Genomic DNA, 21762 nt, shown 5'->3' with positions numbered 1-21762 from the left:
CGGGGGCGCTGTCCCCCCGTGCTGACGCGCTCCCCTTCCCGCGTGTTTTGGCTCAGACCGCGCGGTCGAGCTTCGTGGTGAGGTGGATGAAGCTTTCCGAGTTCTGCACGCCGGGGATCTCGCCGATCACGTCGAGCACGGCATCGAGCTGCTGCGTCGAATTCGCCGCGATCTGGAGCAGCAGATCGACACGGCCCGAGGTGGTGATGATGCGCTCGATCTCGGGCAGGCTGCGCAGTTTCTGCAAGATCGCAGGCTGAACGCGCAGGTCGATCTCGAGCAGGGCTGTCGCCCGAAGCCGCCCGGCCTTGGCGGCCTCTCCAAGCTTCACCGTGTATCCCGCGATCACACCGCCGGTTTCCAGCCGTTCGAGCCGCGCCTGAACGGTCGAGCGCGCGATCCGGAGCCGTCGCGCCATGGTCGCCAGCGACATCCTTGCATCGCCCGAGAGAAGCCCGAGGATCTTCTGATCAAGTTCGTCCATGCTCCACCTTGCAATTTGACCGGCAATTTCGTCATTATAACGATATTTCGCATCATTTTTGTACTTTCGTCTGGTGAAAATGTGCCCCATATCGCGGAGCATCGAAAGACAGGAAAAGGGCGGCTCATACGTACCTTGCCTGCGGTCTGGTTGAAACGCGTAAGCGCTCTCCCAACCCGCGAAAGGGGCAAGAGGTGGCTGCACTCATCGGCGAAGGAGAAAGCCTGTGGGACTGTCGAAAACGATCTGGGCGAACCCCGTTGAAGTCATCCGTACCAAGCAGCCGGATCATCCGGTGCTGGTCTTCGCGCCGACCGTGCTGCAAGCCACGGCGCGCCGCTTCCTGCGCGGCTTTCCGGGTCTCGTGACCTATGCGGTCAAGTCGAACCCCGACGAGATGGTGATCGAGAACCTCGTCGCCGCGGGTATCCGTGGCTTCGACGTGGCTTCGCCCGCCGAGATCGCGATGATCCGCAAGATCGCGCCTGCGGCGGCGCTGCATTACCATAACCCGGTGCGCGGGCGCGACGAGATCGCCTTCGCGGTGGCGCAGGGTGTGAAGACCTGGTCGGTCGACTCGGTCTCGGAACTCGACAAGCTGATCGAGATGGTGCCCGCCGAAGGTTGCGAGATCTCGGTGCGCTTCAAGCTGCCGGTTTCGGGTGCTGCCTACAATTTCGGGGCGAAGTTCGGCGCGACGTCCGAGCTTGCGTCGGTGCTGCTCTCGCGTGCGCAGGCGGCGGGGTTCATCCCTTCGCTGACCTTCCACCCGGGCACGCAATGCACCGATCCGATGGCCTGGGATGCCTATATCCGTGCCGCCGCCGAGATCGCGCGCAACGCGGGGGTCGAGATCGCGCGGCTCAACGTGGGGGGCGGTTTCCCGAACCATCGCGTGCAGGGGCCGGCGCCCGTGCTCGAGGAGATCTTCGCTCTGATCGAGCGCGTGACCGGCGAGGCCTTCGGTGCGGCGCGTCCCGCGCTGGTCTGCGAGCCGGGCCGTGGCCTTGTGGGCGATGCCTTCGTGCATGTCACCCGGATCAAGGCGCTGCGCGACGGCGTGCATGTGTTCCTCAATGACGGCGTCTATGGCGGTCTCGCCGAGCTACCGCTCATCGGCAATATCGACCGCGTCGCGGCGATTTCGCCCGAGGGCGAGATTCGCTCGGAGGCCGCGCGGCCGCGCGTCGTTTTCGGGCCGACCTGCGACTCGGTCGATCGGCTGCCGGGGGAGCTGGGCCTGCCGATGGACCTGCAAGAGGGTGATTTCCTCGTCTTCCGCGGCATGGGCGCCTATTCGAGCGCGACCAACACCCGCTTCAACGGCTTCGGCCAGCTTGAGGTGGTGACGGCGCTCAGCCTCGCATTCTGAACCATCCCCCCGCGCGCTGTAACCAAGCTGCGCGGGGCGTGGATGCAAATAAGTGAAACTTATCCTACACTCAGATCCATAAGTTCTGCTTATCCGAAGGGATCGATCGATGCGCGGGCTGTTCGAGCGTCTGATCTCGGCCTTCCGTCGCCGCAGTCCCGAGCGGGCCGAGGCGCGGCAGGTGGCGCATGGGCGCGGGCCGCTCGATCACGTTCTCCTGCTCGACGGTACGATGGGGTCGCTGCGCCCGGACCGGCTGACCTCGATCGGGATGATCTATCGGTTCCTGCGCCGCGCCGCCCCGAAAGTATCGGTCTATTACGGGCGCGGTCTGCAATGGCGCGAATGGCATGACGTCTCGGATGTCTGGTTCGGCTTCGGGGTAAACAAGCAGATCGAGCGTGCCTATGGCTGGCTTGCGATGCGCTATCGCCCCGGCGACCGGATCTTCCTGATCGGCTATTCGCGCGGCGCCTTCGCGGCACGCTCGCTGGCGGGCATGATCGAACGTGTGGGGCTGTTGCGGCCCGAGCATGCGATCGAGCGCAACACGCGGTTGGCCTGGCGCCATTACGAGACCGAGGCGCCCGCCCCGATCATGGCGGGGTTCCGGCGCAGCCTGTGTCACGAGAGCGTGCCGGTCGAAATGGTAGGCGCCTTCGACACGGTACAGGCGCTGGGGATACGTCTGCCCTTCTTCTGGCTGGTGCGCGCGGCACAGGTGCGCTTTCACGATCATCACCTCGGGCAAAGCGTGCATCACGGGTATCAGGCGCTGGCGCTCGACGAGACGCGCTCGGTGCTCGAGCCGCTGATCTGGGACAGCGCAGGCACGGGGGCGGCCCGGATCGAGCAGCGCTGGTTTCGCGGCGCGCATGGCGATATCGGCGGGCAGCTTGGCCATTTCGGCGATGCGCGGCCCCTGGCGAATATCCCTCTGGTCTGGATGCTGGAGAGGGCCGAGGGGCTGGGGCTCGTTCTGCCGCCGGGATGGGCACAGGAATTCGCGCGCGACGCCACGGCGCCCTCGGTCGGCACATGGGGCGGCTGGGCCAAGTTCTTCTGGCTGCGCGCCCCGCGCGTCGTGGGGCGCGATCCGAGCGAGGGGCTGCATGAGAGCGTCACGTTGCCCGAGCGCTCGCACGCGCTGTTTCGCCCGCGCATCCTGCGCCCCGAGATCCGCCGGGTTCCGCCCCAGGCCCCGGCGGCGGAGGGATCAGAGCTCGGGCGTCATGATGAAGCAGGTGGCGGTGCCGGTGGCGTAGAGGCGTCCGTCCTCGGCGCCCCGGATCTCGCCCCGCGCGACGCCGGTTGAGCGCCCGATATGGTCGAGCTGGCCAAGGCCGATCACCTCGGTCCCGGGCTTGATCGCGCGGATCAGGTTGACCTTGAATTCGAGCGTGGTCTGGGTCTGTCCCTTCTTGAGCCCGGTGATCACCGCGCAGGTCATCACCGTGTCGAGCATCATCGCATACCAGCCGCCGTGAATGCCGCCATAGCCGTTGGTCTGCGGATGGCCGGGCGTGCCGCGACAGGTGACGCGACCTTCCTCGGCTTCGGTGATGCGGTAGGCCATCAGCTTCTGAACGGTCGGGGAGGGGACCTCACCCGACACCATCTTGCGGATGTAGTCGAGCCCCGACATCGAAAGCACCTCCTCGAGCGGGAGGAAATCTTCCGGGCCTTCGGCGAAGTATTGATCGGGCATATGGGGTCCTTTCCGTGTCGGGCCTTAAGCTATCGCGGCGGCGCGGAAAGGGAAGGGGGGAGGTCGGGCTTAAAATGGATTGCGTCGGGTCTAAGAAGCAACGTCAAAGCCGAGGCACAGAGAAAATCAGTCCACGGACGATCTCTTTCCCATCGACATCAATGCGACAGACAGCTTCGAACCGGGCGTTCGCGACCTGGCGCTTGAACTCCTCTGGAGCTCTTTCAAGTTCACCTCTTTCTAATGCCGTTGGCTTCTTGCACCAAGACCAAGCATCTTTGAACCAAGGCTCAACGTCGAGCGGAACACTCAGATACCTACGATCTCGATTTTGTATTGCCAAATTTCGAAAAAATTTTGGCGGCATGTATTCAGTCTCGTTGGAAATATCGGCGTCTAGAATGATCGCACGCAGACCATTCTTGAAAGACAGCGTGTATGCTCCGTCGGGTAGGTCTGGCAGGCTGAAGTAGCCTTTTCGATAGAAAGTGTGAGTAAGCGAGACTGCATATGCGACGATCAAGAAGATCAGCACTCTAAAAAACCACTTTTTCATGACGATCCTGACGTTAAAGCACTTGTTTTATCTATAACTTTTTTTACGGGAGCGTCGTCAAGCCGATCTGCTGTCAAATGAAGACGTCGCTGCGCTATCAATGAGCCAGATTGCCTCGTTTGATTGTTCGCGTAGAGATATTTGCCATTTGAGCGGAAGCTAAATCCCTCACGCCACAGGCTGAACTGAGAACTGAATTTGAAGATCGGCTCCCAACCAAAGAAAAAGGGCCCAGCCGGGCCCCTTCAGTCACTCCGATCCACCACCCTTTCAGGCGACGTTTTCCAGCACCGCTTCGGGCGTCACACCCAGCGCGTGGCAGACGTCGCGGGTCAGGCCGGGGCGGTTGAGCGTGTAGAAATGCAGGTCTTCCACGCCGCCCTCGATCAGCTTGTCGCACAGCTCGGTGCACAGCGCGGTCGCCAGCAGCTGCTCGCGCCCGTCGCGGATCGCGGCCTCGAAGGCTTCCTCGACCCATGCGGGGATGGAGGTGCCGCAGCGTTGGGCGAAGTTCTTCGCGCCCTTCCAGGACTGGATCGGCAGGATGCCGGGGATGATCTTGGCGTTGATGCCTTCGCGCTCGCAGGCGTCGCGGAAGCGGAAGAAGGTCTCGGCCTCGAAGAAGAACTGGGTGATCGCCGAGGTCGCGCCCGCCTCGACCTTGCGCTTGAGCCAGCGTACATCGGCAAGAGGATCGGCGGCTTCGGGGTGGGGCTCGGGGTAGGCGCCTGCGCGGATCGTGAAGCGGCCATCTTCGGCCAGCGCCTCGATCAGCTCGACCGACGACGCAAAGCCTTCGGGATGCGGAACGAAGCCCTTGGCGCCTTTCGGCGGATCGCCCCGCAGCGCCACGATCTCGGTCACGCCCACCTCGGCATAGGAGTTCACGATCTCCATCGTCTCGGCGCGGGTCGCCTCCACGCAGGTCAGGTGCGCGGCCACGTTTAGCCCGTAATTCTTGTGGATTGTGCCGACCGCTTCATGGGTCAGCTTGCGCGTCGTGCCGCCCGCTCCATAGGTCACCGAGACGAATTCCGGCTGGAGCGGCGCCAGAACCTGCGCGGTTTCCCACAGCCGGAAGGACGCATCGAGCGTCTGGGGCGGGAAGAATTCGAAGCTGACCTTGGGCGTCGTCATGGGAGTATGTCCTTTCGTTAGCTCTCTTGTGCCAGATCGGGCTTTGTGAGACAAACTCATAATCCTCAAAATGGTTATGAGCGTAACTACAAGATGCATCTCGAGTTCCGGCACCTGCGCACGATCAAGGCGATTCACGATGCGGGCGGGCTCGCGAAGGCGGCGGATGTTCTGCACATAACACAATCGGCGCTGTCGCATCAAATCAAGGGGCTGGAAGATCAGGCGGGGGTGGAGCTGTTCGTGCGCCGCTCGAAGCCCCTGAAGCTGTCGGCGGCGGGGATGAAGCTGTTGCGGCTGGCCGAGCGTATCCTGCCCGAGATCGCCGCGACCGAGGCCGAGTTCGAGGCGCTGCGGTCCGGGCGCGCCGGGCGGCTGCATATCGCGATCGAGTGCCATGCCTGTTTCGACTGGCTCTTCCCGGTGCTGGAGCGTTTCCGCCATGCCTGGCCCGATATCGACGTGGATATCCGCCCCGGACTGGCCTTCAAGGCGCTGCCCGCGCTTGCGCGCGAAGAGGTGGATCTGGTGATTTCCTCGGATCCCGAAGAGATCGAGGGCGTCACCTTCAACCCGCTCTTCGATTATGCGCCGACCTTCATCGCCGCCGCCAATTCTCCGCTGGCCGCGAAACCCTTTATCGAGGCCGAGGATTTCGCCGATCAGACGCTGATCACCTATCCGATCGACCGGGGCCGCTCGGACATTTTCACCCAGTTGCTCACGCCCGCGCGGGTCGAGCCGAAAGCTGTGCGGCAGGTGGAACTGACGGCGGTGATCCTGATGCTGGTCGCCTCGAATCGCGGTGTGGCGGTGCTGCCCGACTGGGTGCTGCGCGAGGTGAAATATCAGCCCGATTACATCACACGTCCCGTCACCGAACATGGTCTGACCAAGCGGCTCTATGCGGCGACCCGCACCGAGGACGCCATCCAGCCCTTCATGGCGCATTTCCTGCGCCTCGCGCGCACCGAGCCGGTGAAGCTGCAACGCGCCTGAGCTCTCGAATTGGCCGAAATATGGCGGGGGCTCCCGCGGGGAGCTGGGCAGAGCCCCTCCGCGGGCGTCACCCTGCGCCAAAGGCCTTGGATTTTCCCTCCAACCCCTGTAAGGCAGCCGCTTGAAACGCGAAGGAGCCCCCAGATGCAAGGCAGCGCAAACCTCAACCTGATGATCAAGGCCGCCCGCAAGGCAGGCCGCTCGCTGGTCAAGGATTTCCGCGAGGTCGAGAACCTTCAGGTCTCGTCCAAGGGGCCGGGCGACTTCGTGTCGAAAGCCGATCGCGAGGCCGAGCGGATCATCAAGGAAGAGCTGCGCACGGCGCGTCCCTCCTATGGCTGGATCGGTGAGGAAACCGGCGAGGAAGACGGTGAAGATCCGACGCGCCGCTGGATCGTCGACCCGCTCGACGGCACCACAAACTTCCTGCACGGTCTGCCGCATTGGGCGATCTCGATCGCGCTCGAGCACAAGGGCGAGGTTATCGCCGGCGTGATCTTCGATGCGGCGAAAGACGAGATGTATTACGCCGAGAAGGGCTTGGGCGCTTACATGAACGAGACCCGCCTGCGCGTCTCGGGCCGCAACCGGATGATCGAGTCGATCTTCGCGACCGGTGTGCCTTTCGGTGGCAAATCGACCCTTCCCGCGACGCTCCAGGACCTTGCCAAGCTGATGCCGCAATGTGCGGGCGTGCGGCGCTGGGGCTCGGCGGCGCTCGATCTGGCTTATGTGGCCGCTGGCCGCTACGAGGGCTATTGGGAGCGTGGGCTGAATGCCTGGGATATCGCTGCGGGCCTGATTCTGGTGAAGGAAGCCGGTGGCTTCGTCGAGGCCGTGCGCGAGGGTCGATCGGTTCTCGAATCGGGGTCGGTGATCGCGGCCAATGCCGAGATGTTCCCGACGCTTGCGAAAACGATCCGCACAAACGACTGATATCACTTCTATTTCTGGCGTTGTGCGAAAGGTGGGCATATTTGTTCACTCTTCGTTCATTCCCCTGTGCCAGCCTGTCCGGGCTGCCATAGGAGGGATGCTGCCATGCTCCACCAATTTGAGGGGGTCGATCCGGGCCCCCGCCCGATTGATATCGCGCTATGTGCGCCGTCCGGCCTTCTGCCGATGGAACGGACACTGGACGATCTTCGCAGGGCGTCCGCTGATCTTGCCCACGCGGAGGCCGCCGAAATCATCGCGCGGCATCGTCTGGGCCAGCTCGACGAGATGATCGCGGGCTGCGAGGATGACGCAGGCGAAGTCGATGCCGAAACGGCGCAGGCGCTGATGGGCGCGGCCGATGGGCTGAGGGAGGAACGCGATAGTCTGGCCGAGACCTTGCCGCTGGAGCTTGGTTTTCATGCGGACCGGCGCGACGCGGCCAGTGAGCGGATCCACACCGCGCAGCGCAAGCTGCGCACGATGTTGCAGATACCCGAGCATTTCGGCTGGCTCGAAGAGGATCGCGACCTGTTGGCACAGGCGCGCGACGCCCTGCGCTTCGAACCCGCGACACTGGCCGAGAGCGCCCGGCAGGAGGCGCGCGCACGCCTTAGTGACGGGCTGGCGGCAATGCCGCTTGCGGCGCGGAGGCAGGGAGATCTGTTGCGCTCCGTCGCCGGTGCGGCCCGTCGCCTCGTCGATGAGGTGCGGCGCCGCGATAGCTGAGCCTCAGTCGCGCTTTGGGATATCCAGACCGCGTTGAACGGCCGGACGCGCCAGAAAACGATCGAGATAGGCCGGCACGTTCTTCAGGTCGTCCCACCCGGTGATCTCGGTCGCCATGTAGATCTCGCGCAGGGTGCGCAGCCAAGGGCAGATCGCGATATCGGCAATGGAGTAGTCGCCTGCGATCCAGTCGCGTCCCTCAAGCGCCCCGTCGAGTACCTTCAGAAGCCGTTCCACTTCGGCGCGATAGCGCTCTTTCGGGCGCGGATCCTCGATCTCGGAGCCTGCGAACTTATGGAAAAATCCGAGCTGACCGAACATCGGGCCGATCCCGCCCATCTGGAACATCAGCCATTGCAGCACCTCGTAGCGCTGCGCCTGCGGCAAAAGTTGCCCGGTCTTTTCTGCAAGATAGATCAGGATCGCCCCGCTCTCGAAAAGCGGAAGAGGCGCGCCCTCAGGGCCATTCGGGTCGATGATCGCCGGGATCTTGTTGTTGGGGTTGAGCGAGAGAAACTCCGGCGTCATCTGGTCGTTCTCGCTGAACCGCACGAGATGGGGCTCATAGGGAAGGCCCGTCTCCTCAAGCATGATCGAGACCTTCACCCCGTTCGGCGTCGGCAGGGAATAAAGCTGGATCACGTCGGGATCGGCGGCGGGCCATCGGCGGGTGATCGGAAATTGCGATAGATCGGACATGGGACCTCCTGAATTTGCGTCACCCAAGCAAATTTTCCCCGTAACGAAAAGGTGCCGCAGCGCGCAACCCGTGTTACGGTTCGCAAATCGCATGGCGCGAACTGCAAAATTAGGGGCAGCGAATGATTCAAGAATTCAAGGATTTCATTGCCAAGGGCAATGTCATGGACATGGCCGTCGGCATCATCATCGGCGCGGCCTTCACCGCGATCGTGACGTCGCTGGTGGGCGATCTGATCAACCCGATCATCGGGGTGATCACGGGCGGGATCGATTTCTCGAACCTGTTCGTCAATCTTGGCGAGGGCGAATACGCCTCGCTGGCGGCGGCACGCGAAGCGGGGGCGCCGGTCTTTGCCTATGGGGCTTTCATCACGGCCGTGATTAACTTCCTGATCATCGCCTTCGTCGTGTTCCTGCTGGTCAAGATGGTCAACCGGATCAAGGCGGCGGCTGAGAAGCCCGACGATGTGGCGCCTGAGGTGCCGACCGGCCCGAGCGAGCTCGACGTGCTTCTCGAGATCCGCGACGCGCTCAAGAAATAAGGCGCGAGAGAGACGAAAAGGCCCGGGCATTCCCCGGGCCTTTTACTTGTGCGAGAGAAGCGCTCACTCGGCCGCGTGCAGCAGCGTCTGCGTGTCGTTGAGCGGCAGTCCGAGCGCTTCGGCCACCGCCGCATGGGTGATCATCCCGGCATGGACGTTGAGGCCCGCCGCGAGATGCGGGTCTTCGGCGCAGGCGCGTTCCCAACCCTTGTCGGCCAACGCGATCAGGAAAGGCTGCGTCGCGTTCGAGAGCGCGAGGGTCGAGGTGCGCGCCACAGCGCCAGGCATGTTCGCCACGCAGTAATGCATCACGCCATCGACTTCGAAGACAGGATCGTCATGAGTGGTCGCGCGCGAGGTTTCGGCGCACCCGCCCTGATCGATCGCGACGTCGACGATCGCGGCACCCGGTTTCATCGTCTTGAGCATCTCGCGGGTGATCAGCTTGGGCGCGGCCGCGCCGGGGATCAGCACCGCACCGATCACCATATCGGCGCTGGCGACCAGCGCCTCGGTCTCGGCTTTGGAGGAATAGGCGGTGCGGAAGAGCCCGCCAAACGTGTCGTCGAGATAGCGCAGGCGCGGCAGCGACTTGTCGAGCACAGTCACATCAGCGCCCATCCCGGCAGCCACGCGCGCGGCATTGGTGCCCACGACGCCGCCGCCGATCACCACGACTTTCGCAGGGGCCACGCCGGGCACGCCCCCCATCAGCACGCCGCGTCCGCCATTGGCCTTTTGCAGCGTCCACGCGCCCATCTGCGGCGCAAGGCGGCCCGCAACCTCGGACATCGGCGCCAGAAGCGGCAGGGTTCCATCCTTGGCGGTCACGGTCTCGTAGGCGATGCAGGTCGCGCCCGATGCCATCAGATCCTTCGCCTGCGCTTCGTCGGCGGCAAGGTGAAGATAGGTGAAGAGGATCTGGCCTTCGCGCAGCATCTTGCGCTCGGAGGCCTGCGGCTCCTTCACCTTCACGATCATGTCGGCCTGCACGAAGACGGTTGGGGCATCGGCTACGATCGTCGCGCCCGCCGCCTCGTAGTCGCTGTCGGTAAAACCTGCGCCCGCACCGGCCCCGGCCTCGATGAGAACCTCATGGCCATGCGCCACGGCTTCGGCCGCCGCCGCCGGGGTCAGCCCGACCCGAAATTCCTGCGCCTTGATCTCGCGCACCGATCCGATCTTCATCGCGTTTCCTCCTCAATGCGATTGGAACGTCCTGCGCCCAGTATCGGGTCCGTCACATGCAAGTGCTTTGCCAATTCGCGATTGCTGCCGGGGCGCTGCGCCCGTATCTTCGGCGCAATGGCATTAAACCGGCAGGAAATTGCATGAGCGACAAGTTGGACGCGACGGATCGCCGGCTTTTGACGGTGTTGCAGAAACAGGGGCGAATCTCGAATGCCGAACTGAGCGAACGGGTGAACCTCTCACCCTCGGCCTGTCATCGGCGTGTGCAGCGCCTCGAGGAAGACGGCTATATCCGCGATTACGTGGCGCTTTTGAACCCGCGCAAGCTGGGGCGGACCACGACCGTCTATGTCGAGATCAAGCTTTCGAGCCAGGCCGACGAGGTGCTGGATGCGTTCGAGGGGGCGGTGCGCAAGGTGCCCGAGGTGCTCGAATGTCACCTGATGGCGGGGGCGGCGGATTACCTGTTGAAGGTGGTGGCCGAGGACGCCGAGGATTTCGCGCGGCTGCACCGGGCGAAGCTCGCGAACCTGCCCGGCGTGGCGCAAATCCAGTCGAGCTTCTCGCTCAAATGCGTGCTCTCGACGACGGCGCTTCCGGTCTAGCTTCGCCAGAACCGGGGCAGGAAAACGACGAGGATCGCGAGCATCCCGATCCGGCCGAGCAGCATCGCCAGCGTCATTAACCAGGTCGCGGCATCGTTGAAATCGACCATCGTGCCGGTGCGGTCGGTCAGCGGCCCGACGCCGTAGCCGATATTGCCAAGCGCCCCCCAGGTCGCGAACAGCGCGGAGACGAAATCGGCACCCGTCATCGAGATCCCGACCGAGATCACCCCGAGCGCGAGAATGTAGCCGGTGAAATAGAGAATGAGCGAGGAGAGCACGTCGTCTTCGAGGAGCTTGTCGCCGAGGCGCGGCAGGATCACCCGGTGGGGGGCGTGCAACCGGCGCACCGCCGTGCGGATCACCGCGCCAAGCGCCTGCCAGCGAAAGACCGAAAGCGCCCCCGAGCTCGACCCGGTGCAGCCGCCGATCAGCCCGACCCAGTAGACAAGCACCACAGCGAAACTGCCCCAGCTGCTGACATTGGCTGTGCCGAACCCCGTGCCGGTCATGATCGAGGACAGGTTGAAGGCGGCGGAGCGGAATGTCGGTTCGATTCCTTGCGGATCGTGGGTGTAGCGCCAGACCAGAAGTGCAGTCAGCGCGATGGAGAACCAGCGCAGGAAAGTCCGAACCTGCGGGTCTCCCCAGAATGGGCCGAGATTGCCGTGGCCGAGCTGGACGTAGCGGATGAACGGCAGGGCGGAGCCGAGCATGAAGATCACGCTCGCGTATTGCGCGGCGGGTGAGAAGCTCGCGAAGGATGTGTCATGCGTACCGAACCCCCCCGTGGCGATCGTCGCCATCGCGTAGCAGATCGCGTCGAAGGCGCTCATTCCTGTCGCGGCATAGCTGATCGCGCAGGCAGCGGTCAGCGAGAGGTAGACCCAAAGCAGTGAGCGCGCGATATCGCCCGCGCGCGGCATTACCTTGCCCAGCGTGTCGAACCCCTCGGTCTGGAAATAGCGCATGCCGCCGATGCGCAGCACGGGCAGGAAGATCATCGCGACGAAGGCGATCCCGAGTCCACCGAACCAGTTGAGCATCCCCCGCCAAAGCAGCACCGAGCGCGGCATGTCGTCGAGATCGGAAAACACGGTATAGCCGGTGGTGGTGATGCCGGAAGCTGCCTCGAAATAGGCGTCGGTCCAGCTGGCATTCGGGGCGCCGTCGATGAAGGGCAGCCCCGCGAAGAAGGGCAGGCCGAGCCAGATCGCGGCGGTCAGAAGGTAGGCCTGCCGGGTCGTCAGCCCGCCCGCGCGTTCGCCTTGGGTGGCCAGCGCGAGGAGCGTGCCGGAGAGGGTCGTCTCGATCGCGGCCTCGAAGAACTCACGCCAGTTGCCCGAGCCATCGAGCAGGTCGATCCCGGTCGGGACAAGCATCGAGACCCCGAGCGCCGTCAGGATCAGGCCGAAGAGGTGAAGAACGGGCCGGAAATCGGACATGGGTGTGAGCGGATCCAGCCAGGGCGATCGGTGAACGCCGGTAGGGTAGGCGGCTGGCGGCGCAAGGCAAGCGCAATCTGGTGTCGTGGGGTCCTGTCGTGGGGCCCGTGGCGTGCCGGACCCCGAGAAACCAAAAACCCCCGCGGCCAGGCCTCGGGGGTCATCGGTGCGGGCAAGCCCGCCAGCATTTTCAGGCGCCTTTGCAGACGCGGAGCGGTGCGCTTAGAGCGCGCCTTCGCGCTGAGCCTTCTTGCGTGCCAGTTTACGGGCACGGCGGACGGCTTCGGCTTTCTCGCGCGCTTTTTTGACCGAGGGTTTCTCGAAATGCTGCTTGAGCTTCATTTCGCGGAACACACCCTCGCGCTGAAGCTTTTTCTTCAGAGCACGGAGCGCCTGTTCGACGTTGTTGTCGCGAACGCTGACCTGCATGTGGTGTCACCACCTTCCTAAGTTAGAGTTGCAGTTGCTTGCAGGAGCGCTCCATATAGAGGCCAAAGGGCGGTTTGTCTACCGCCCAAACCGGAGGAAACGCGATGAAAAATGACCATCTCGACATGGACCGCGCCCGATCCGAGCTTTTGGCGGCGATCAAGCCGCATGTGCCCTTCGACGGCTGGTCGGAGCCTGCATTCAAGGAAGCTGTGGCCGATCTGGGCCTCGATCCGGGGCTGGCCCGGGTAATCTGTCCGCGCGGGGCGGTCGATCTGGCGGTGGCCTATCACCGCGAGGGCGATGCGGCGATGCTCAAGCGGCTGGAAGAGACGGATCTGTCGGGGCTCAAGTTCCGTGACCGAATCGCTGCCGCGGTTCGGTTTCGGCTGGAGGCGTCCGATGCGGAACTGGTGCGCCGGGGCGCGGCCATCTTCGCGCTGCCGCAAAATGCCGCGACCGGGTCGAAGCTGATCTGGGAGACCTGCGACAGGATCTGGAACGTGCTGGGCGATCAGAGCCGCGACTATAACTGGTACACGAAACGGATGACGCTCTCGGGGGTCTATTCCGCAACCGTGCTCTACTGGATGGGCGACGAGAGCGAGGGACATGCCGACACCTGGGCCTTCCTCGACCGGCGTATCGAAGGCGTGATGCAGTTCGAGAAGGTGAAAGGGGCGGCGATGAAATTGCCGCTCTTGCCAAAGATTCTGAGCGGTATCCGCGCGCCGAAGGGCATGGGCGATATGCCGGGCCGGGAGGCGCATTGATGGACGCCTTCGAGATGCCGACCGAAATGCGCTGTATCGAGATTTCCGAACCCGGCGGGCCTGAGGTTCTGACTGAGGCACGCCGTGCTGTGCCCGTTCCGGGGCATGGCGAGATCCTGATCGAAGTGGCCTATGCCGGGGTGAACCGCCCCGATGCGCTGCAACGCGCAGGCGCCTACAAGGCGCCGCTAGGTGCGTCTGACCTGCCGGGGCTGGAATGTTCGGGACGCGTTGCGGCGCTCGGGCCGGGGGTGACGGGCTGGTCTGTGGGCGATCAGGTTTGTGCGTTGCTGCCCGGCGGCGGTTACGCCGAGTTCGCGACCTGCCCGGCGGAGCATGCCTTGCCCGTTCCGGTCGGGGTGGACCTGAAATCGGCGGCCTGCCTGCCCGAGACCTGCTTCACGGTCTGGTCGAATGTGGTGATGCGCGGCGGGCTGAAGGCGGGGGAGCGGTTCCTCGTGCATGGCGGATCGAGCGGCATCGGCACCACCGCGATCCAGATCGCTAAGGCTCTGGGGGCGCGGGTCTTCACCACCGCTGGCAGCCCGGAGAAATGCGCGGCCTGCGAGGAGTTGGGCGCGACCGCGATCAACTACAAGACGGGCGATTTCGTCGATGTGCTGCGTGCCGAGGGGGGCGCGAACCTTGTGCTCGACATGGTCGGCGGGTCTTATATCGCGCGCAATATCAAGGCGATGGCCGATGACGCGCGGATGGTCTTCATCGCGTTTCTCGAAAGCCCCAAGGCCGAGATCAACTTCGCGCAGGTGATGCTGCGGCGGCTGACGATCACCGGCTCGACGCTGCGCCCGCAATCGGATGCGGCGAAGGCCGAGATCGCGCGGCAGCTGCTTGGGCAGGTCTGGCCGATGGTGAGCGCGGGCAAGCTGCGGGTCATTCACGACAGCACCTTCCCGCTGGCCGAAGCCGCGGCGGCCCATGCGCGGATGGAGAGCAGCCAGCATATTGGCAAGATCGTGATGGAGGTGAAGGGCGGCTGAGCTTTTCGCGGGCCCGCGTGATCCCCATATTTCAGGGACATGACCGAAAAGGAGACGACCATGAGCAAGGGGACGTTCGAATTTTTCACCGGCTATCCCACCGATGTTCTGGCTTTCGAGGCCGTGGGTGTAATCGACGCCGCGGCCTATGAGACGCAGCTGATCCCGGCGGTCGAGGCGAAGATCGCGGCCGAGGGCCGGGTCAAGCTGCTCTATGTTCTGGGCGATCGGTTCGAGGGCTTCACGATGGGGGCGGCCTGGGATGACACCAAGCTCGGGTTCTCGCATCTGGGCGATTTCGGTGCCTTGGCGGTGGTGACGGATACCGACTGGATCCGGCACGGGACGAAGCTCTTCATGCCGCTCGTGCCTGCGCCGCTGCGGGTCTTCCATCTGGCGGAGCTCGAGGACGCGAAGGCGTGGATGCGCGAAGCCGGCCGAGCGGAGGAAGACCATTCGCACGACACGGCGGCGACGCGGAAGCTCTTGACGCTGGAAGACAAGATCCCGCCGGGTGCCTGAGCCTCAGCGCACCTTTTCCATCAGCGCGTCGCGCATCCGGCAATCGCGGATCGTGTCGGCTCCGCAGGTGCGCGGCTCGAGATCCTTCGTCAGGCAGATGCGGGCTTCCTGAATGCGGCCCGCCTTGCAGGTGATGGTGATCTCGTCGGCGTCCAACCCGGGATTGGTCTCGAGAAAGGCCTGTTCGACCACCTTGGCGGGCAGCTTCACGTCTCGTTCGAGATGGGCGAGCACGTCGGGGATCTTGATGCTCTCATAGGCGCGGCGTTCGAGCGCGAAGTAATCCGCCGCCGACAGCCCCGAGCAGCGCCCGTGCTTCTTCCATTCATACCATGCCAGACCTGGCGCGCCGGTCAGATCCTCCATCGCCGCCGTCTGTTGGCGCGACGGGTCGCGATGCGGCGTGCGGCAGAAGCTGGGCCAGCCGGTCTCGTATTGCGGCCAGAGCCCGTGCAGCACGAAGGAATAGTCATGCCTGGGGTCACATTGCGGCGAGTTGCGCGCGTCGCCTTCGAGCGCGCACCACGTGGGCGACCAGCTGAGTGACAGGACATAATAGTCGAAATCGCCCGCGCGCTCGCCTTCGGCCAACGCGGGCGAGAGCGCGGCGGAGGCAGCCAGAAGCGCTGCTGCGAGGAGGCCCTGTTTGTGCATTTTCTCTTTTCTCCCGACGCGCAATTGACTATATGAGGCTGCAATTCCCCTTCCAGAAATGGACCGCGGCAGGGAATTCCCGCGCCGCAGCCGATTTCTCGGCCCGGGAGAGATATGTAAAGGATGGCTGCAATGACGAACAAGCCCCTGATGGCAAAGGCCACCGCCGTGTGGCTGGTGGACAATACGACGCTCAGCTTCAAGCAGATCGCGGATTTCTGCGGCATGCACGAGCTGGAAGTGCAGGGCATCGCCGATGGTGACGTGGCCGCCGGCGTCAAGGGCTTCGACCCGATCGCTTCGAACCAGCTCGACCAGTCGGAGATCGACAAGGCCGAGAAGGATCCGCTGCACAAGCTCAAGCTGAAGTTCAACAAGGCGGCGCTGGGTGAAGACAAGCGCCGTGGCCCGCGCTATACGCCGCTCTCGAAGCGTCAGGACCGTCCGAACGCGATCCTGTGGCTGGTGAAGTTCCACCCCGAGCTGGCCGATGCGCAGATCGCCCGTCTCGTAGGCACCACCAAGCCCACGATCCAGTCGATCCGCGAGCGCACCCACTGGAATATCCAGAACATGACCCCGATCGATCCGGTTGCGCTGGGTCTGTGCCGTCAGTCGGAACTGGACATGGAAGTGCAGAAGGCCGCGAAGAAGGCTGCCGCCGATGGCGTGATGAGCGATGACGAGCGTCGCAAACTGGTCTCGACCGAGCAGTCGCTTGGCATGCCGGACGAGCCGCGCCTGCCTTCGGCCATCGCGGGTCTGGAGAACTTCACCTCCTCGGATCTTCGCGAAGACAACGAGGAAGAAGAGAAGCAGGACTACTCGGACGCGGACAGCTTCTTCAACCTGCCCGACAGCGACGAGGATGACGAGGACGACGACAAGTAAGTCGCCCCGGCAAACCGTGATCAGGGCCGCGCCTTCGGGTGCGGCCTTTTTCGTTGGCGCGCTCTGGACAGGGCCGGGGCGTGGCGCGATGCTCGCGCGGGAAAGAGTGGAGGAGCACATGCCGGATTTCGCGATCTATCCGAGCCTGAAGGGCAAGAGCATCATCGTTACCGGGGGCGCCTCGGGGATCGGGGCGCTGATCGTCGAGAGCTTTGCCGCGCAAGGCGCGCGGGTCGGGTTTCTCGATCGCGATGCCGAGGCGAGCGCGGCGCTGGCGGGGCGTCTCGACGGGGTGGCGTTCGAGCTCTGCGATCTGCGCGATATCGCGGCGATGAAGGCGGCTTTGGCGGATTTACGTGCCAAGATCGGCCCGGCCGATGTGCTGGTGAACAACGCCGCGCGCGACGACCGCCACGACTGGCGCGAGATTGATGTCGACTATTGGGACGAGCGCCAGAATACAAACCTGCGCCACATGTTCTTCGCAATCCAAACCGTCGCGCCGGACATGATCGCGAAAGGGGCGGGCTCGATCATCAATATGGGGTCGAATTCCTGGTGGGAGGCGGGCGCGGGCTTTCCGGCCTATGCGACGGCCAAGGCCGCCGTGCACGGGTTGACGCGGACGATGGCGCGCGAGCTGGGCGGGCATCGGATCCGGGTGAATACGGTCGTGCCGGGATGGATCATGACGGATCGGCAGAAGACGCTCTGGGCCACGCCCGAGGCGCTGGAGGATCATCGGCGCAAGCAATGCCTGCCGGACCTGATCCAGCCCGAATATGTCGCGCGGATGGTGCTTTTCCTCGCCTCGGACGACGCGGCGATGTGCACGGCGAGCAATTTCATGGTCGAGGCGGGTTCGATCTAATCGGCCTCGCGGGCGTCGGCCCCGGAGTTGTCAGCCTCGCTAACCTCGGGCAAGTCGATCTCGGATAGCTCGGTTTCGAGGAACTTCTCGAAGGCGTCGAAATCGAGAGGCTCGAACTGGCCGAAGCCCTGAATCCATGTCGTCGCCGCAGCCATCGAGATCGGCTCGAGCTTGCACCACTTCACCCGGCCACGCTTTTCCTGAGAGATCAGGCCGGCATTGGTCAGGATCGCAAGGTGCTTCGACACGGCGGCAAGCGACATCTCGAAGGGCTCGGCCACATCCGTCACCGCCATGTCGTCCTCGAGCAACATCGTCAGGATCGCCCGCCGGGTCGGGTCGGCGAGGGCGGCGAAGATCGCATCGAGAGAAGGCGGAGCGGGCGGCAACATGGCCAAGTGATGGGGCTTTCGTGAAAAAACGTCAACCGATCGGTTGAATATGCGATTGCTCGCATTTGCGTGAGCTTTGCGCGGGGCAGGAATCGCGGTGTTTTTAAAAACCTTTCATTTTCAATGGCTTGCATGATGAAAAAGGTGATCCATACGGAATTGACTCGCAAGGGGGGCGCGGCTATCACGGCTGAGACCTGAGTGGGGGCCAAACCATGCCTGATCACCGCTCCGACGAGCCCGATCCCGAGCGCCTCGCCGCGCTGGAGAAGAAGCTTGCGGCAGTGAGAAAGGCGCAGGAGCCGCCTCCGCAACGTGCCGATCATCATCTGTCCCAGGCGAATATGGCCTGGCGTATGGTGATCGAAATGGTTTCGGGGCTGGGGATCGGCTTCGGCATCGGATACGGGCTTGATGTGCTGATTGGCACGATGCCTTGGATGATGGTGCTGTTCACGCTTCTCGGGCTCGCGGCGGGGGTGAAGGTGATGCTTCGCTCTGCCAAGGAAATGAACGAAGAGCGTGCGGCCGAGATGGCCGATGAAGAGGAAGACGAACGTGGCAAATCTTGAACAGGAAATGCGCAATGAGCTGGTTTTCCACCCGATGGACCAGTTTATCGTTAAGCCTCTCTTCGGGGAGGGCCCTGTCCACTGGTACACGCCCACGAACGCGACGCTGTGGATGGCTGTCGCCGTGGCCGCGATCTTCTTCATGCTGGTGATCGGCACCCGCGGCCGCGCCGTGGTCCCGAGCCGCGCCCAGTCGATCGCCGAACTCGCTTACGGCTTCATTCACAAGATGGTCGAGGACGTGGCCGGCAAGGACGCGCTGAAGTTCTTCCCCTATATCTTCACGCTCTTCCTGTTCATCGTGTTCTCGAACTTCCTCGGCCTGCTGCCGCGCGCTTTCACCACGACCTCGCATATCGCTGTGACTGCGGTCCTCGCGATCATGGTCTTCGTGACCGTGACGGTCGTCGGCTTCGTCAAGAACGGCGCGGGCTTCCTGAGCCTGTTCTGGGTCTCTTCGGCACCGCTCGCGCTGCGTCCGATCCTCGCGATCATCGAACTGATTTCCTACTTCGTGCGCCCCGTCAGCCACTCCATTCGTCTTGCGGGCAACATGATGGCTGGCCACGCGGTTATGAAAGTGTTCGCCGCCTTCGCGCCGCTGATCCTGTTCTCGGGCGTCGGCATCGCCGTTACCCCGCTGTCGATCCTCGCGATCACCGCGATGTACGGGCTCGAAGTTCTCGTGGCCTTCATTCAGGCCTATGTCTTCACGATCCTGACCTGCGTCTACCTGCGTGACGCACTGCACCCGGCACACTGATCGGGTAACGGATCGAACCGCTTCACAAAGTTTCTGCCACTTCCAACCTCAAGGAGTACGACAATGGAAGGCGATATCGTTCAAATGGGTGCTTACATCGGCGCTGGCCTGGCCTGCATGGGCATGGGTGGCTCGGCTATCGGTGTGGGCAACGTTGCCGGCAACTTCCTGTCGGGCGCTCTGCGCAACCCGTCGGCGGCCGCTGGCCAGACCGCGACCCTCTTCATCGGCATCGCTTTCGCGGAAGCGCTCGGGATCTTCTCGTTCCTCGTCGCGCTGCTGCTGATGTTCGCCGTCTGATCCAACACGCTTTTCCTTGAGGGCGGGTGGGCTCATTCGGAGCCCATCCGTGACCCGCAAGGGGATTTGTGATCAGGGTCGAGGGACGACATGGCAAGCGAAACGCAAGATATGGCGCACGCAGCCGCTGACGCGGCCCATGGCGCTGCAGGTGCTGCACATTCCGCTGACGCGGGCGGCATGCCTCAGCTCGACTTCTCGAGCTTCCCGAACCAGATCTTCTGGCTTCTGGTCGCTCTGGTCGCGATCTACTGGCTGCTGTCGCGCATCGCGCTGCCCCGGATCGAGGCGGTCCTCGCCGATCGTCAGGGCACGATCGCGGGCGACATCGCCGCAGCCGAGGATTTCAAGCGCAAGGCCGAAGAGGCCGAAGCCGCTTACGAGAAGGCGCTGGCCGATGCCCGCGCTCAGGCTCAGAAGATCGCCGGCGAGACCCGGGCCGAGATCCAGAAGGACCTCGACGCCGCTATCGCCAAGGCCGATGCCGAGATCGCGGCCCGTTCCGCGGAATCGGAAGCGCGTATCGCGGAGATCCGCGACGGTGCGATGGCTGCGGTCGATCAGGTCGCAAAGGATACCGCTGGCGAGATCGTCGCGGCGCTCGGTGGCAAGGCGGATGCCAACTCCATCAACGCGGCTGTCGATACGCGGCTGAAAGGGTAAGATGATGAAGAAACTTTCGCTTCTCCTCCTCCCGCTCGCCGTTGCCCAGCCCGCTTTCGCGGCATCGGGTCCGTTCTTTTCGCTGTGGAACACGAACTTCATCGTGACCATCGCCTTCATCCTCTTCGTGGGGATCATCCTTTGGGCGAAGGTTCCGGGCATGTTGGGCAAGATGCTCGACAAGCGCGCGGACAATATCCGTGGCGATCTCGACGAAGCCCGCAAGCTGCGCGACGAGGCACAGGCGATCCTGGCGACTTACGAGCGCAAGGCACGTGAAGTGCAGGGCACGGCCGACGAGATCGTCGCCGCCGCCAAGCGCGATGCGGAAGCTGCGGCAGAGAAAGCCAAGGAAGATCTGAAGGTCTCGATCCAGCGTCGCCTGAAAGCCGCTGACGAGCAGATCGCCTCGGCTGAAGCCCACGCGCTCAAAGAGGTCAAGGATCGCGCCGTTTCGGTCGCCGTGGCCGCCGCTGGCGAGGTGCTCGCCAAGCAGCTGACCGCGAAGGATCGGGCCGCGATGATCGACGCCTCGCTGGGCGAAGTCGAGCAGCGTCTCAACTGATCTTTCCCGAACGGGTAAGTTACGAAAACCCCGGTCCATGTGGCCGGGGTTTTTGCTTGGGCGCTCCCGCAGGGATGTGGGTGTCCGACGAGATGGGCGGGCGCGTCGCGGGGGCAGAGGGTTTGGCGCGACGCGACGGTCCTACTTCATGACCTTGTGCTGAAGACGCAGTTTTGCCGTCGCTTCGTTGCGCTCGGCCCGGCGCATCGCCGACATTTCTTCCTCGACGAAGTTCATATGGGCGGCCACCGCCTTGCGTGCGGCCGCCGGATCGCGGCGCTGGATCGCTTCGTTCATCGCGCGGTGCTGGTCGAGCAGCTTGCCGCGTGTCGCACGGTTCCGGAACATGATCGAGCGGTTGTAGAAGACGCCCTCGGCCAGGAGATCGAACATCGCACGCATCATGTGGATCATGATGACGTTGTGGCTCGCCTCGATGATTGCCATGTGAAACTGCGCGTCGAGCTGCGCTTCTTCTGCTGGGTTGCGCTTGCTGTGGGCGGCTTCCATTTGCTCGAAAAGTGTCTGGATCACCTGTAGATCGGTGGCGGAGCCGCATTGAGCAGCACGTTCAGCCGCGAGCCCCTCCATGTCCCGGCGAAACGAGATGTAATCGAACAGTGCCTGATCGTTGCTCGCGAAGAGCCGGATCAGGGCAGGGGAGAATGCGGAGTCGAGCACGTCCGCAACGAAGATCCCCGCGCCGGCGCGCGTCGTCAGAAGTCCCGCCTCCTGCAACTCGGAGACGGCCTCGCGCAGGCTGGGGCGAGACACGCCGAGACGGTCGGAAAGCTCGCGCTCCGAGGGAAGGCGCTCGCCCGGGCGCAGGATCCCTTGCAGGATCAATTCCTCGATCTGGCGCACGACCGCGCTGGCGAGCTTTTCGGATTCAATCTTCTGAAACGGCATTTCCCCCTCCATGTGGTCAAGATGTATGACCGGACAGGGGGGGTAGGCAAT

Annotated in this window: 28 protein-coding genes; 17 read left to right on the top strand and 11 right to left on the bottom strand. The window is 63.7% G+C overall.

What is annotated here, in order from left to right; all coding sequences use genetic code 11:
- Nucleotides 1-52: 52 nt before the first annotated feature.
- Nucleotides 53-484 (bottom strand): Lrp/AsnC family transcriptional regulator, encoded by a 432-nt coding sequence (locus BMI90_RS01505; RefSeq protein WP_078525249.1) that lies wholly within the window; start codon nucleotides 482-484, stop codon nucleotides 53-55.
- Nucleotides 485-710: 226 nt separating this feature from the next.
- Between BMI90_RS01505 and BMI90_RS01500 the strand changes: the two genes are divergently transcribed.
- Together BMI90_RS01500 and BMI90_RS01495 are read left to right on the top strand one after the other, a co-directional pair.
- Complete coding sequence (locus BMI90_RS01500; protein ID WP_078525247.1) at nucleotides 711-1856, top strand: type III PLP-dependent enzyme; 1146 nt, start codon at nucleotides 711-713, stop codon at nucleotides 1854-1856.
- Nucleotides 1857-1965: 109 nt separating this feature from the next.
- Nucleotides 1966-3171, top strand: a complete 1206-nt coding sequence (locus BMI90_RS01495) for a DUF2235 domain-containing protein (RefSeq protein WP_078525245.1) — start codon at nucleotides 1966-1968, stop codon at nucleotides 3169-3171.
- Here BMI90_RS01495 and BMI90_RS01490 read toward each other — a convergent pair.
- From BMI90_RS01490 to metF, 3 genes are all read right to left on the bottom strand, one after another.
- Entirely contained in the window at nucleotides 3073-3564 is a 492-nt protein-coding gene (locus tag BMI90_RS01490) for a PaaI family thioesterase (RefSeq protein WP_078525243.1), read from the bottom strand. The genes BMI90_RS01495 and BMI90_RS01490 overlap by 99 nt on opposite strands.
- A 103-nt stretch (nucleotides 3565-3667) precedes the next feature.
- Nucleotides 3668-4120 carry a hypothetical protein gene (locus BMI90_RS01485; RefSeq protein WP_078525241.1) on the bottom strand — a complete coding sequence of 151 codons (453 nt, stop codon included), beginning with the start codon at nucleotides 4118-4120 and terminating at the stop codon, nucleotides 3668-3670.
- Nucleotides 4121-4390: 270 nt separating this feature from the next.
- Nucleotides 4391-5257 carry a methylenetetrahydrofolate reductase [NAD(P)H] gene (metF, locus tag BMI90_RS01480; protein WP_078525239.1) on the bottom strand — a complete coding sequence of 289 codons (867 nt, stop codon included), beginning with the start codon at nucleotides 5255-5257 and terminating at the stop codon, nucleotides 4391-4393.
- A gap of 93 nt (nucleotides 5258-5350) precedes the next feature.
- Here metF and BMI90_RS01475 point away from each other — a divergent pair, with 93 nt between their 5' ends.
- The 3 genes from BMI90_RS01475 to BMI90_RS01465 all read left to right on the top strand — a co-directional run bounded on the left by BMI90_RS01475 (nucleotide 5351) and on the right by BMI90_RS01465 (nucleotide 7921).
- A complete protein-coding gene (locus BMI90_RS01475; protein ID WP_078525237.1) occupies nucleotides 5351-6256 on the top strand; it encodes a LysR family transcriptional regulator in 906 nt (301 codons plus the stop codon).
- A gap of 144 nt (nucleotides 6257-6400) precedes the next feature.
- Nucleotides 6401-7192 carry an inositol monophosphatase family protein gene (locus tag BMI90_RS01470; protein WP_078525235.1) on the top strand — a complete coding sequence of 264 codons (792 nt, stop codon included), beginning with the start codon at nucleotides 6401-6403 and terminating at the stop codon, nucleotides 7190-7192.
- 105 nt (nucleotides 7193-7297) lie between these two features.
- A complete protein-coding gene (locus BMI90_RS01465) occupies nucleotides 7298-7921 on the top strand; it encodes a hypothetical protein (RefSeq protein ID WP_078525233.1) in 624 nt (207 codons plus the stop codon).
- Between the two features lie 3 nt (nucleotides 7922-7924).
- Here the strand turns inward: BMI90_RS01465 and BMI90_RS01460 are convergent, their stop codons facing one another.
- Nucleotides 7925-8620, bottom strand: a complete 696-nt coding sequence (locus tag BMI90_RS01460) for a glutathione S-transferase N-terminal domain-containing protein (protein ID WP_078525231.1) — start codon at nucleotides 8618-8620, stop codon at nucleotides 7925-7927.
- 122 nt (nucleotides 8621-8742) lie between these two features.
- Here BMI90_RS01460 and mscL point away from each other — a divergent pair, with 122 nt between their 5' ends.
- Nucleotides 8743-9165, top strand: coding sequence for a large conductance mechanosensitive channel protein MscL (gene mscL, locus BMI90_RS01455; protein WP_078525229.1), 423 nt, complete (start codon nucleotides 8743-8745; stop codon nucleotides 9163-9165).
- A gap of 63 nt (nucleotides 9166-9228) precedes the next feature.
- Here the strand turns inward: mscL and ald are convergent, their stop codons facing one another.
- Complete coding sequence (gene ald, locus BMI90_RS01450; RefSeq protein WP_078525227.1) at nucleotides 9229-10353, bottom strand: alanine dehydrogenase; 1125 nt, start codon at nucleotides 10351-10353, stop codon at nucleotides 9229-9231.
- 143 nt (nucleotides 10354-10496) lie between these two features.
- On the opposite strand from ald, the gene BMI90_RS01445 reads away from it, so the two are divergent.
- The gene (locus tag BMI90_RS01445) at nucleotides 10497-10961 is read left to right on the top strand and encodes an Lrp/AsnC family transcriptional regulator (protein ID WP_078525225.1); all 465 of its coding nucleotides are present in this window, start codon (nucleotides 10497-10499) and stop codon (nucleotides 10959-10961) included.
- Here the strand turns inward: BMI90_RS01445 and BMI90_RS01440 are convergent.
- Nucleotides 10958-12406 (bottom strand): TrkH family potassium uptake protein, encoded by a 1449-nt coding sequence (locus BMI90_RS01440; RefSeq protein WP_078525223.1) that lies wholly within the window; start codon nucleotides 12404-12406, stop codon nucleotides 10958-10960. The genes BMI90_RS01445 and BMI90_RS01440 overlap by 4 nt on opposite strands.
- Nucleotides 12407-12628: 222 nt before the next feature.
- Complete coding sequence (rpsU, locus tag BMI90_RS01435) at nucleotides 12629-12835, bottom strand: 30S ribosomal protein S21 (protein WP_011748553.1); 207 nt, start codon at nucleotides 12833-12835, stop codon at nucleotides 12629-12631.
- Between the two features lie 104 nt (nucleotides 12836-12939).
- Between rpsU and BMI90_RS01430 the strand changes: the two genes are divergently transcribed.
- Genes BMI90_RS01430 through BMI90_RS01420 form a run of 3 tightly spaced genes read left to right on the top strand, consistent with a single transcriptional unit; the run spans nucleotide 12940 to nucleotide 15131 of the window.
- Nucleotides 12940-13608 (top strand): COQ9 family protein, encoded by a 669-nt coding sequence (locus BMI90_RS01430; protein ID WP_078525221.1) that lies wholly within the window; start codon nucleotides 12940-12942, stop codon nucleotides 13606-13608.
- Nucleotides 13608-14609 carry an NAD(P)H-quinone oxidoreductase gene (locus BMI90_RS01425; protein ID WP_246831472.1) on the top strand — a complete coding sequence of 334 codons (1002 nt, stop codon included), beginning with the start codon at nucleotides 13608-13610 and terminating at the stop codon, nucleotides 14607-14609. Before BMI90_RS01430 ends, BMI90_RS01425 begins: the two co-directional genes overlap by 1 nt.
- Nucleotides 14610-14669: 60 nt before the next feature.
- Nucleotides 14670-15131 carry an STAS/SEC14 domain-containing protein gene (locus BMI90_RS01420; RefSeq protein ID WP_168172705.1) on the top strand — a complete coding sequence of 154 codons (462 nt, stop codon included), beginning with the start codon at nucleotides 14670-14672 and terminating at the stop codon, nucleotides 15129-15131.
- 3 nt (nucleotides 15132-15134) lie between these two features.
- Here BMI90_RS01420 and BMI90_RS01415 read toward each other — a convergent pair whose 3' ends face one another.
- Nucleotides 15135-15785 carry a ribonuclease T2 gene (locus BMI90_RS01415; protein WP_078525218.1) on the bottom strand — a complete coding sequence of 217 codons (651 nt, stop codon included), beginning with the start codon at nucleotides 15783-15785 and terminating at the stop codon, nucleotides 15135-15137.
- A 132-nt stretch (nucleotides 15786-15917) separates the two neighbouring features.
- Here BMI90_RS01415 and BMI90_RS01410 point away from each other — a divergent pair, with 132 nt between their 5' ends.
- Together BMI90_RS01410 and BMI90_RS01405 are read left to right on the top strand one after the other, a co-directional pair.
- Entirely contained in the window at nucleotides 15918-16676 is a 759-nt protein-coding gene (locus BMI90_RS01410; RefSeq protein WP_078525216.1) for a cell cycle transcriptional regulator TrcR, read from the top strand.
- Between the two features lie 118 nt (nucleotides 16677-16794).
- Nucleotides 16795-17547, top strand: coding sequence for an SDR family oxidoreductase (locus BMI90_RS01405; RefSeq protein WP_078525214.1), 753 nt, complete (start codon nucleotides 16795-16797; stop codon nucleotides 17545-17547).
- On the opposite strand, the gene BMI90_RS01400 is transcribed toward BMI90_RS01405, so the two are convergent.
- On the bottom strand, nucleotides 17544-17939 hold the full coding sequence (locus tag BMI90_RS01400) for a metalloregulator ArsR/SmtB family transcription factor (RefSeq protein ID WP_078525212.1): 396 nt from the start codon (nucleotides 17937-17939) through the stop codon (nucleotides 17544-17546). The two genes, BMI90_RS01405 and BMI90_RS01400, sit on opposite strands and share 4 nt — an antisense overlap.
- Nucleotides 17940-18154: 215 nt before the next feature.
- On the opposite strand from BMI90_RS01400, the gene BMI90_RS01395 reads away from it, so the two are divergent.
- The 5 genes from BMI90_RS01395 to BMI90_RS01375 all read left to right on the top strand — a co-directional run bounded on the left by BMI90_RS01395 (nucleotide 18155) and on the right by BMI90_RS01375 (nucleotide 20802).
- Nucleotides 18155-18511, top strand: coding sequence for an AtpZ/AtpI family protein (locus tag BMI90_RS01395; RefSeq protein WP_078525210.1), 357 nt, complete (start codon nucleotides 18155-18157; stop codon nucleotides 18509-18511).
- A gap of 7 nt (nucleotides 18512-18518) precedes the next feature.
- Nucleotides 18519-19274, top strand: a complete 756-nt coding sequence (locus BMI90_RS01390) for a F0F1 ATP synthase subunit A (protein ID WP_245794999.1) — start codon at nucleotides 18519-18521, stop codon at nucleotides 19272-19274.
- A gap of 63 nt (nucleotides 19275-19337) precedes the next feature.
- A complete protein-coding gene (locus tag BMI90_RS01385; protein WP_038066250.1) occupies nucleotides 19338-19574 on the top strand; it encodes a F0F1 ATP synthase subunit C in 237 nt (78 codons plus the stop codon).
- Nucleotides 19575-19664: 90 nt separating this feature from the next.
- Complete coding sequence (locus BMI90_RS01380; RefSeq protein ID WP_078525208.1) at nucleotides 19665-20237, top strand: F0F1 ATP synthase subunit B'; 573 nt, start codon at nucleotides 19665-19667, stop codon at nucleotides 20235-20237.
- Between the two features lie 4 nt (nucleotides 20238-20241).
- Entirely contained in the window at nucleotides 20242-20802 is a 561-nt protein-coding gene (locus BMI90_RS01375) for a F0F1 ATP synthase subunit B (protein ID WP_078527140.1), read from the top strand.
- A 141-nt stretch (nucleotides 20803-20943) separates the two neighbouring features.
- On the opposite strand, the gene BMI90_RS01370 is transcribed toward BMI90_RS01375, so the two are convergent.
- Complete coding sequence (locus BMI90_RS01370) at nucleotides 20944-21711, bottom strand: FCD domain-containing protein (RefSeq protein ID WP_078525206.1); 768 nt, start codon at nucleotides 21709-21711, stop codon at nucleotides 20944-20946.
- Between the last annotated feature and the right edge of the window lie 51 nt (nucleotides 21712-21762).

Origin of the sequence: Thioclava sp. L04-15, from assembly GCF_002020275.1 — a bacterium.
Lineage (GTDB): Bacteria > Pseudomonadota > Alphaproteobacteria > Rhodobacterales > Rhodobacteraceae > Thioclava > Thioclava marina.
The sequence above is the reverse complement of the archived record's forward strand: the minus strand, read 5'-3'. Positions and strand labels throughout refer to the sequence as shown.

Bases quoted from the DNA above. Each gene is read 5' to 3' on its own strand.
- BMI90_RS01505 (WP_078525249.1), bottom strand. From the start codon at position 484: ATGGACGAACTTGATCAGAAGATCCTCGGGCTTCTCTCGGGCGATGCA.
- BMI90_RS01495 (WP_078525245.1), top strand. From the start codon at position 1,966: ATGCGCGGGCTGTTCGAGCGTCTGATCTCGGCCTTCCGTCGCCGCAGT.
- BMI90_RS01490 (WP_078525243.1), bottom strand. From the start codon at position 3,564: ATGCCCGATCAATACTTCGCCGAAGGCCCGGAAGATTTCCTCCCGCTC.
- BMI90_RS01485 (WP_078525241.1), bottom strand. From the start codon at position 4,120: ATGAAAAAGTGGTTTTTTAGAGTGCTGATCTTCTTGATCGTCGCATAT.
- metF (WP_078525239.1), bottom strand. From the start codon at position 5,257: ATGACGACGCCCAAGGTCAGCTTCGAATTCTTCCCGCCCCAGACGCTC.
- BMI90_RS01475 (WP_078525237.1), top strand. From the start codon at position 5,351: ATGCATCTCGAGTTCCGGCACCTGCGCACGATCAAGGCGATTCACGAT.
- BMI90_RS01470 (WP_078525235.1), top strand. From the start codon at position 6,401: ATGCAAGGCAGCGCAAACCTCAACCTGATGATCAAGGCCGCCCGCAAG.
- BMI90_RS01465 (WP_078525233.1), top strand. From the start codon at position 7,298: ATGCTCCACCAATTTGAGGGGGTCGATCCGGGCCCCCGCCCGATTGAT.
- BMI90_RS01460 (WP_078525231.1), bottom strand. From the start codon at position 8,620: ATGTCCGATCTATCGCAATTTCCGATCACCCGCCGATGGCCCGCCGCC.
- mscL (WP_078525229.1), top strand. From the start codon at position 8,743: ATGATTCAAGAATTCAAGGATTTCATTGCCAAGGGCAATGTCATGGAC.
- ald (WP_078525227.1), bottom strand. From the start codon at position 10,353: ATGAAGATCGGATCGGTGCGCGAGATCAAGGCGCAGGAATTTCGGGTC.
- BMI90_RS01445 (WP_078525225.1), top strand. From the start codon at position 10,497: ATGAGCGACAAGTTGGACGCGACGGATCGCCGGCTTTTGACGGTGTTG.
- BMI90_RS01440 (WP_078525223.1), bottom strand. From the start codon at position 12,406: ATGTCCGATTTCCGGCCCGTTCTTCACCTCTTCGGCCTGATCCTGACG.
- rpsU (WP_011748553.1), bottom strand. From the start codon at position 12,835: ATGCAGGTCAGCGTTCGCGACAACAACGTCGAACAGGCGCTCCGTGCT.
- BMI90_RS01430 (WP_078525221.1), top strand. From the start codon at position 12,940: ATGAAAAATGACCATCTCGACATGGACCGCGCCCGATCCGAGCTTTTG.
- BMI90_RS01425 (WP_246831472.1), top strand. From the start codon at position 13,608: ATGGACGCCTTCGAGATGCCGACCGAAATGCGCTGTATCGAGATTTCC.
- BMI90_RS01420 (WP_168172705.1), top strand. From the start codon at position 14,670: ATGAGCAAGGGGACGTTCGAATTTTTCACCGGCTATCCCACCGATGTT.
- BMI90_RS01415 (WP_078525218.1), bottom strand. From the start codon at position 15,785: ATGCACAAACAGGGCCTCCTCGCAGCAGCGCTTCTGGCTGCCTCCGCC.
- BMI90_RS01410 (WP_078525216.1), top strand. From the start codon at position 15,918: ATGACGAACAAGCCCCTGATGGCAAAGGCCACCGCCGTGTGGCTGGTG.
- BMI90_RS01405 (WP_078525214.1), top strand. From the start codon at position 16,795: ATGCCGGATTTCGCGATCTATCCGAGCCTGAAGGGCAAGAGCATCATC.
- BMI90_RS01400 (WP_078525212.1), bottom strand. From the start codon at position 17,939: ATGTTGCCGCCCGCTCCGCCTTCTCTCGATGCGATCTTCGCCGCCCTC.
- BMI90_RS01395 (WP_078525210.1), top strand. From the start codon at position 18,155: ATGCCTGATCACCGCTCCGACGAGCCCGATCCCGAGCGCCTCGCCGCG.
- BMI90_RS01390 (WP_245794999.1), top strand. From the start codon at position 18,519: ATGCGCAATGAGCTGGTTTTCCACCCGATGGACCAGTTTATCGTTAAG.
- BMI90_RS01385 (WP_038066250.1), top strand. From the start codon at position 19,338: ATGGAAGGCGATATCGTTCAAATGGGTGCTTACATCGGCGCTGGCCTG.
- BMI90_RS01380 (WP_078525208.1), top strand. From the start codon at position 19,665: ATGGCAAGCGAAACGCAAGATATGGCGCACGCAGCCGCTGACGCGGCC.
- BMI90_RS01375 (WP_078527140.1), top strand. From the start codon at position 20,242: ATGAAGAAACTTTCGCTTCTCCTCCTCCCGCTCGCCGTTGCCCAGCCC.
- BMI90_RS01370 (WP_078525206.1), bottom strand. From the start codon at position 21,711: ATGCCGTTTCAGAAGATTGAATCCGAAAAGCTCGCCAGCGCGGTCGTG.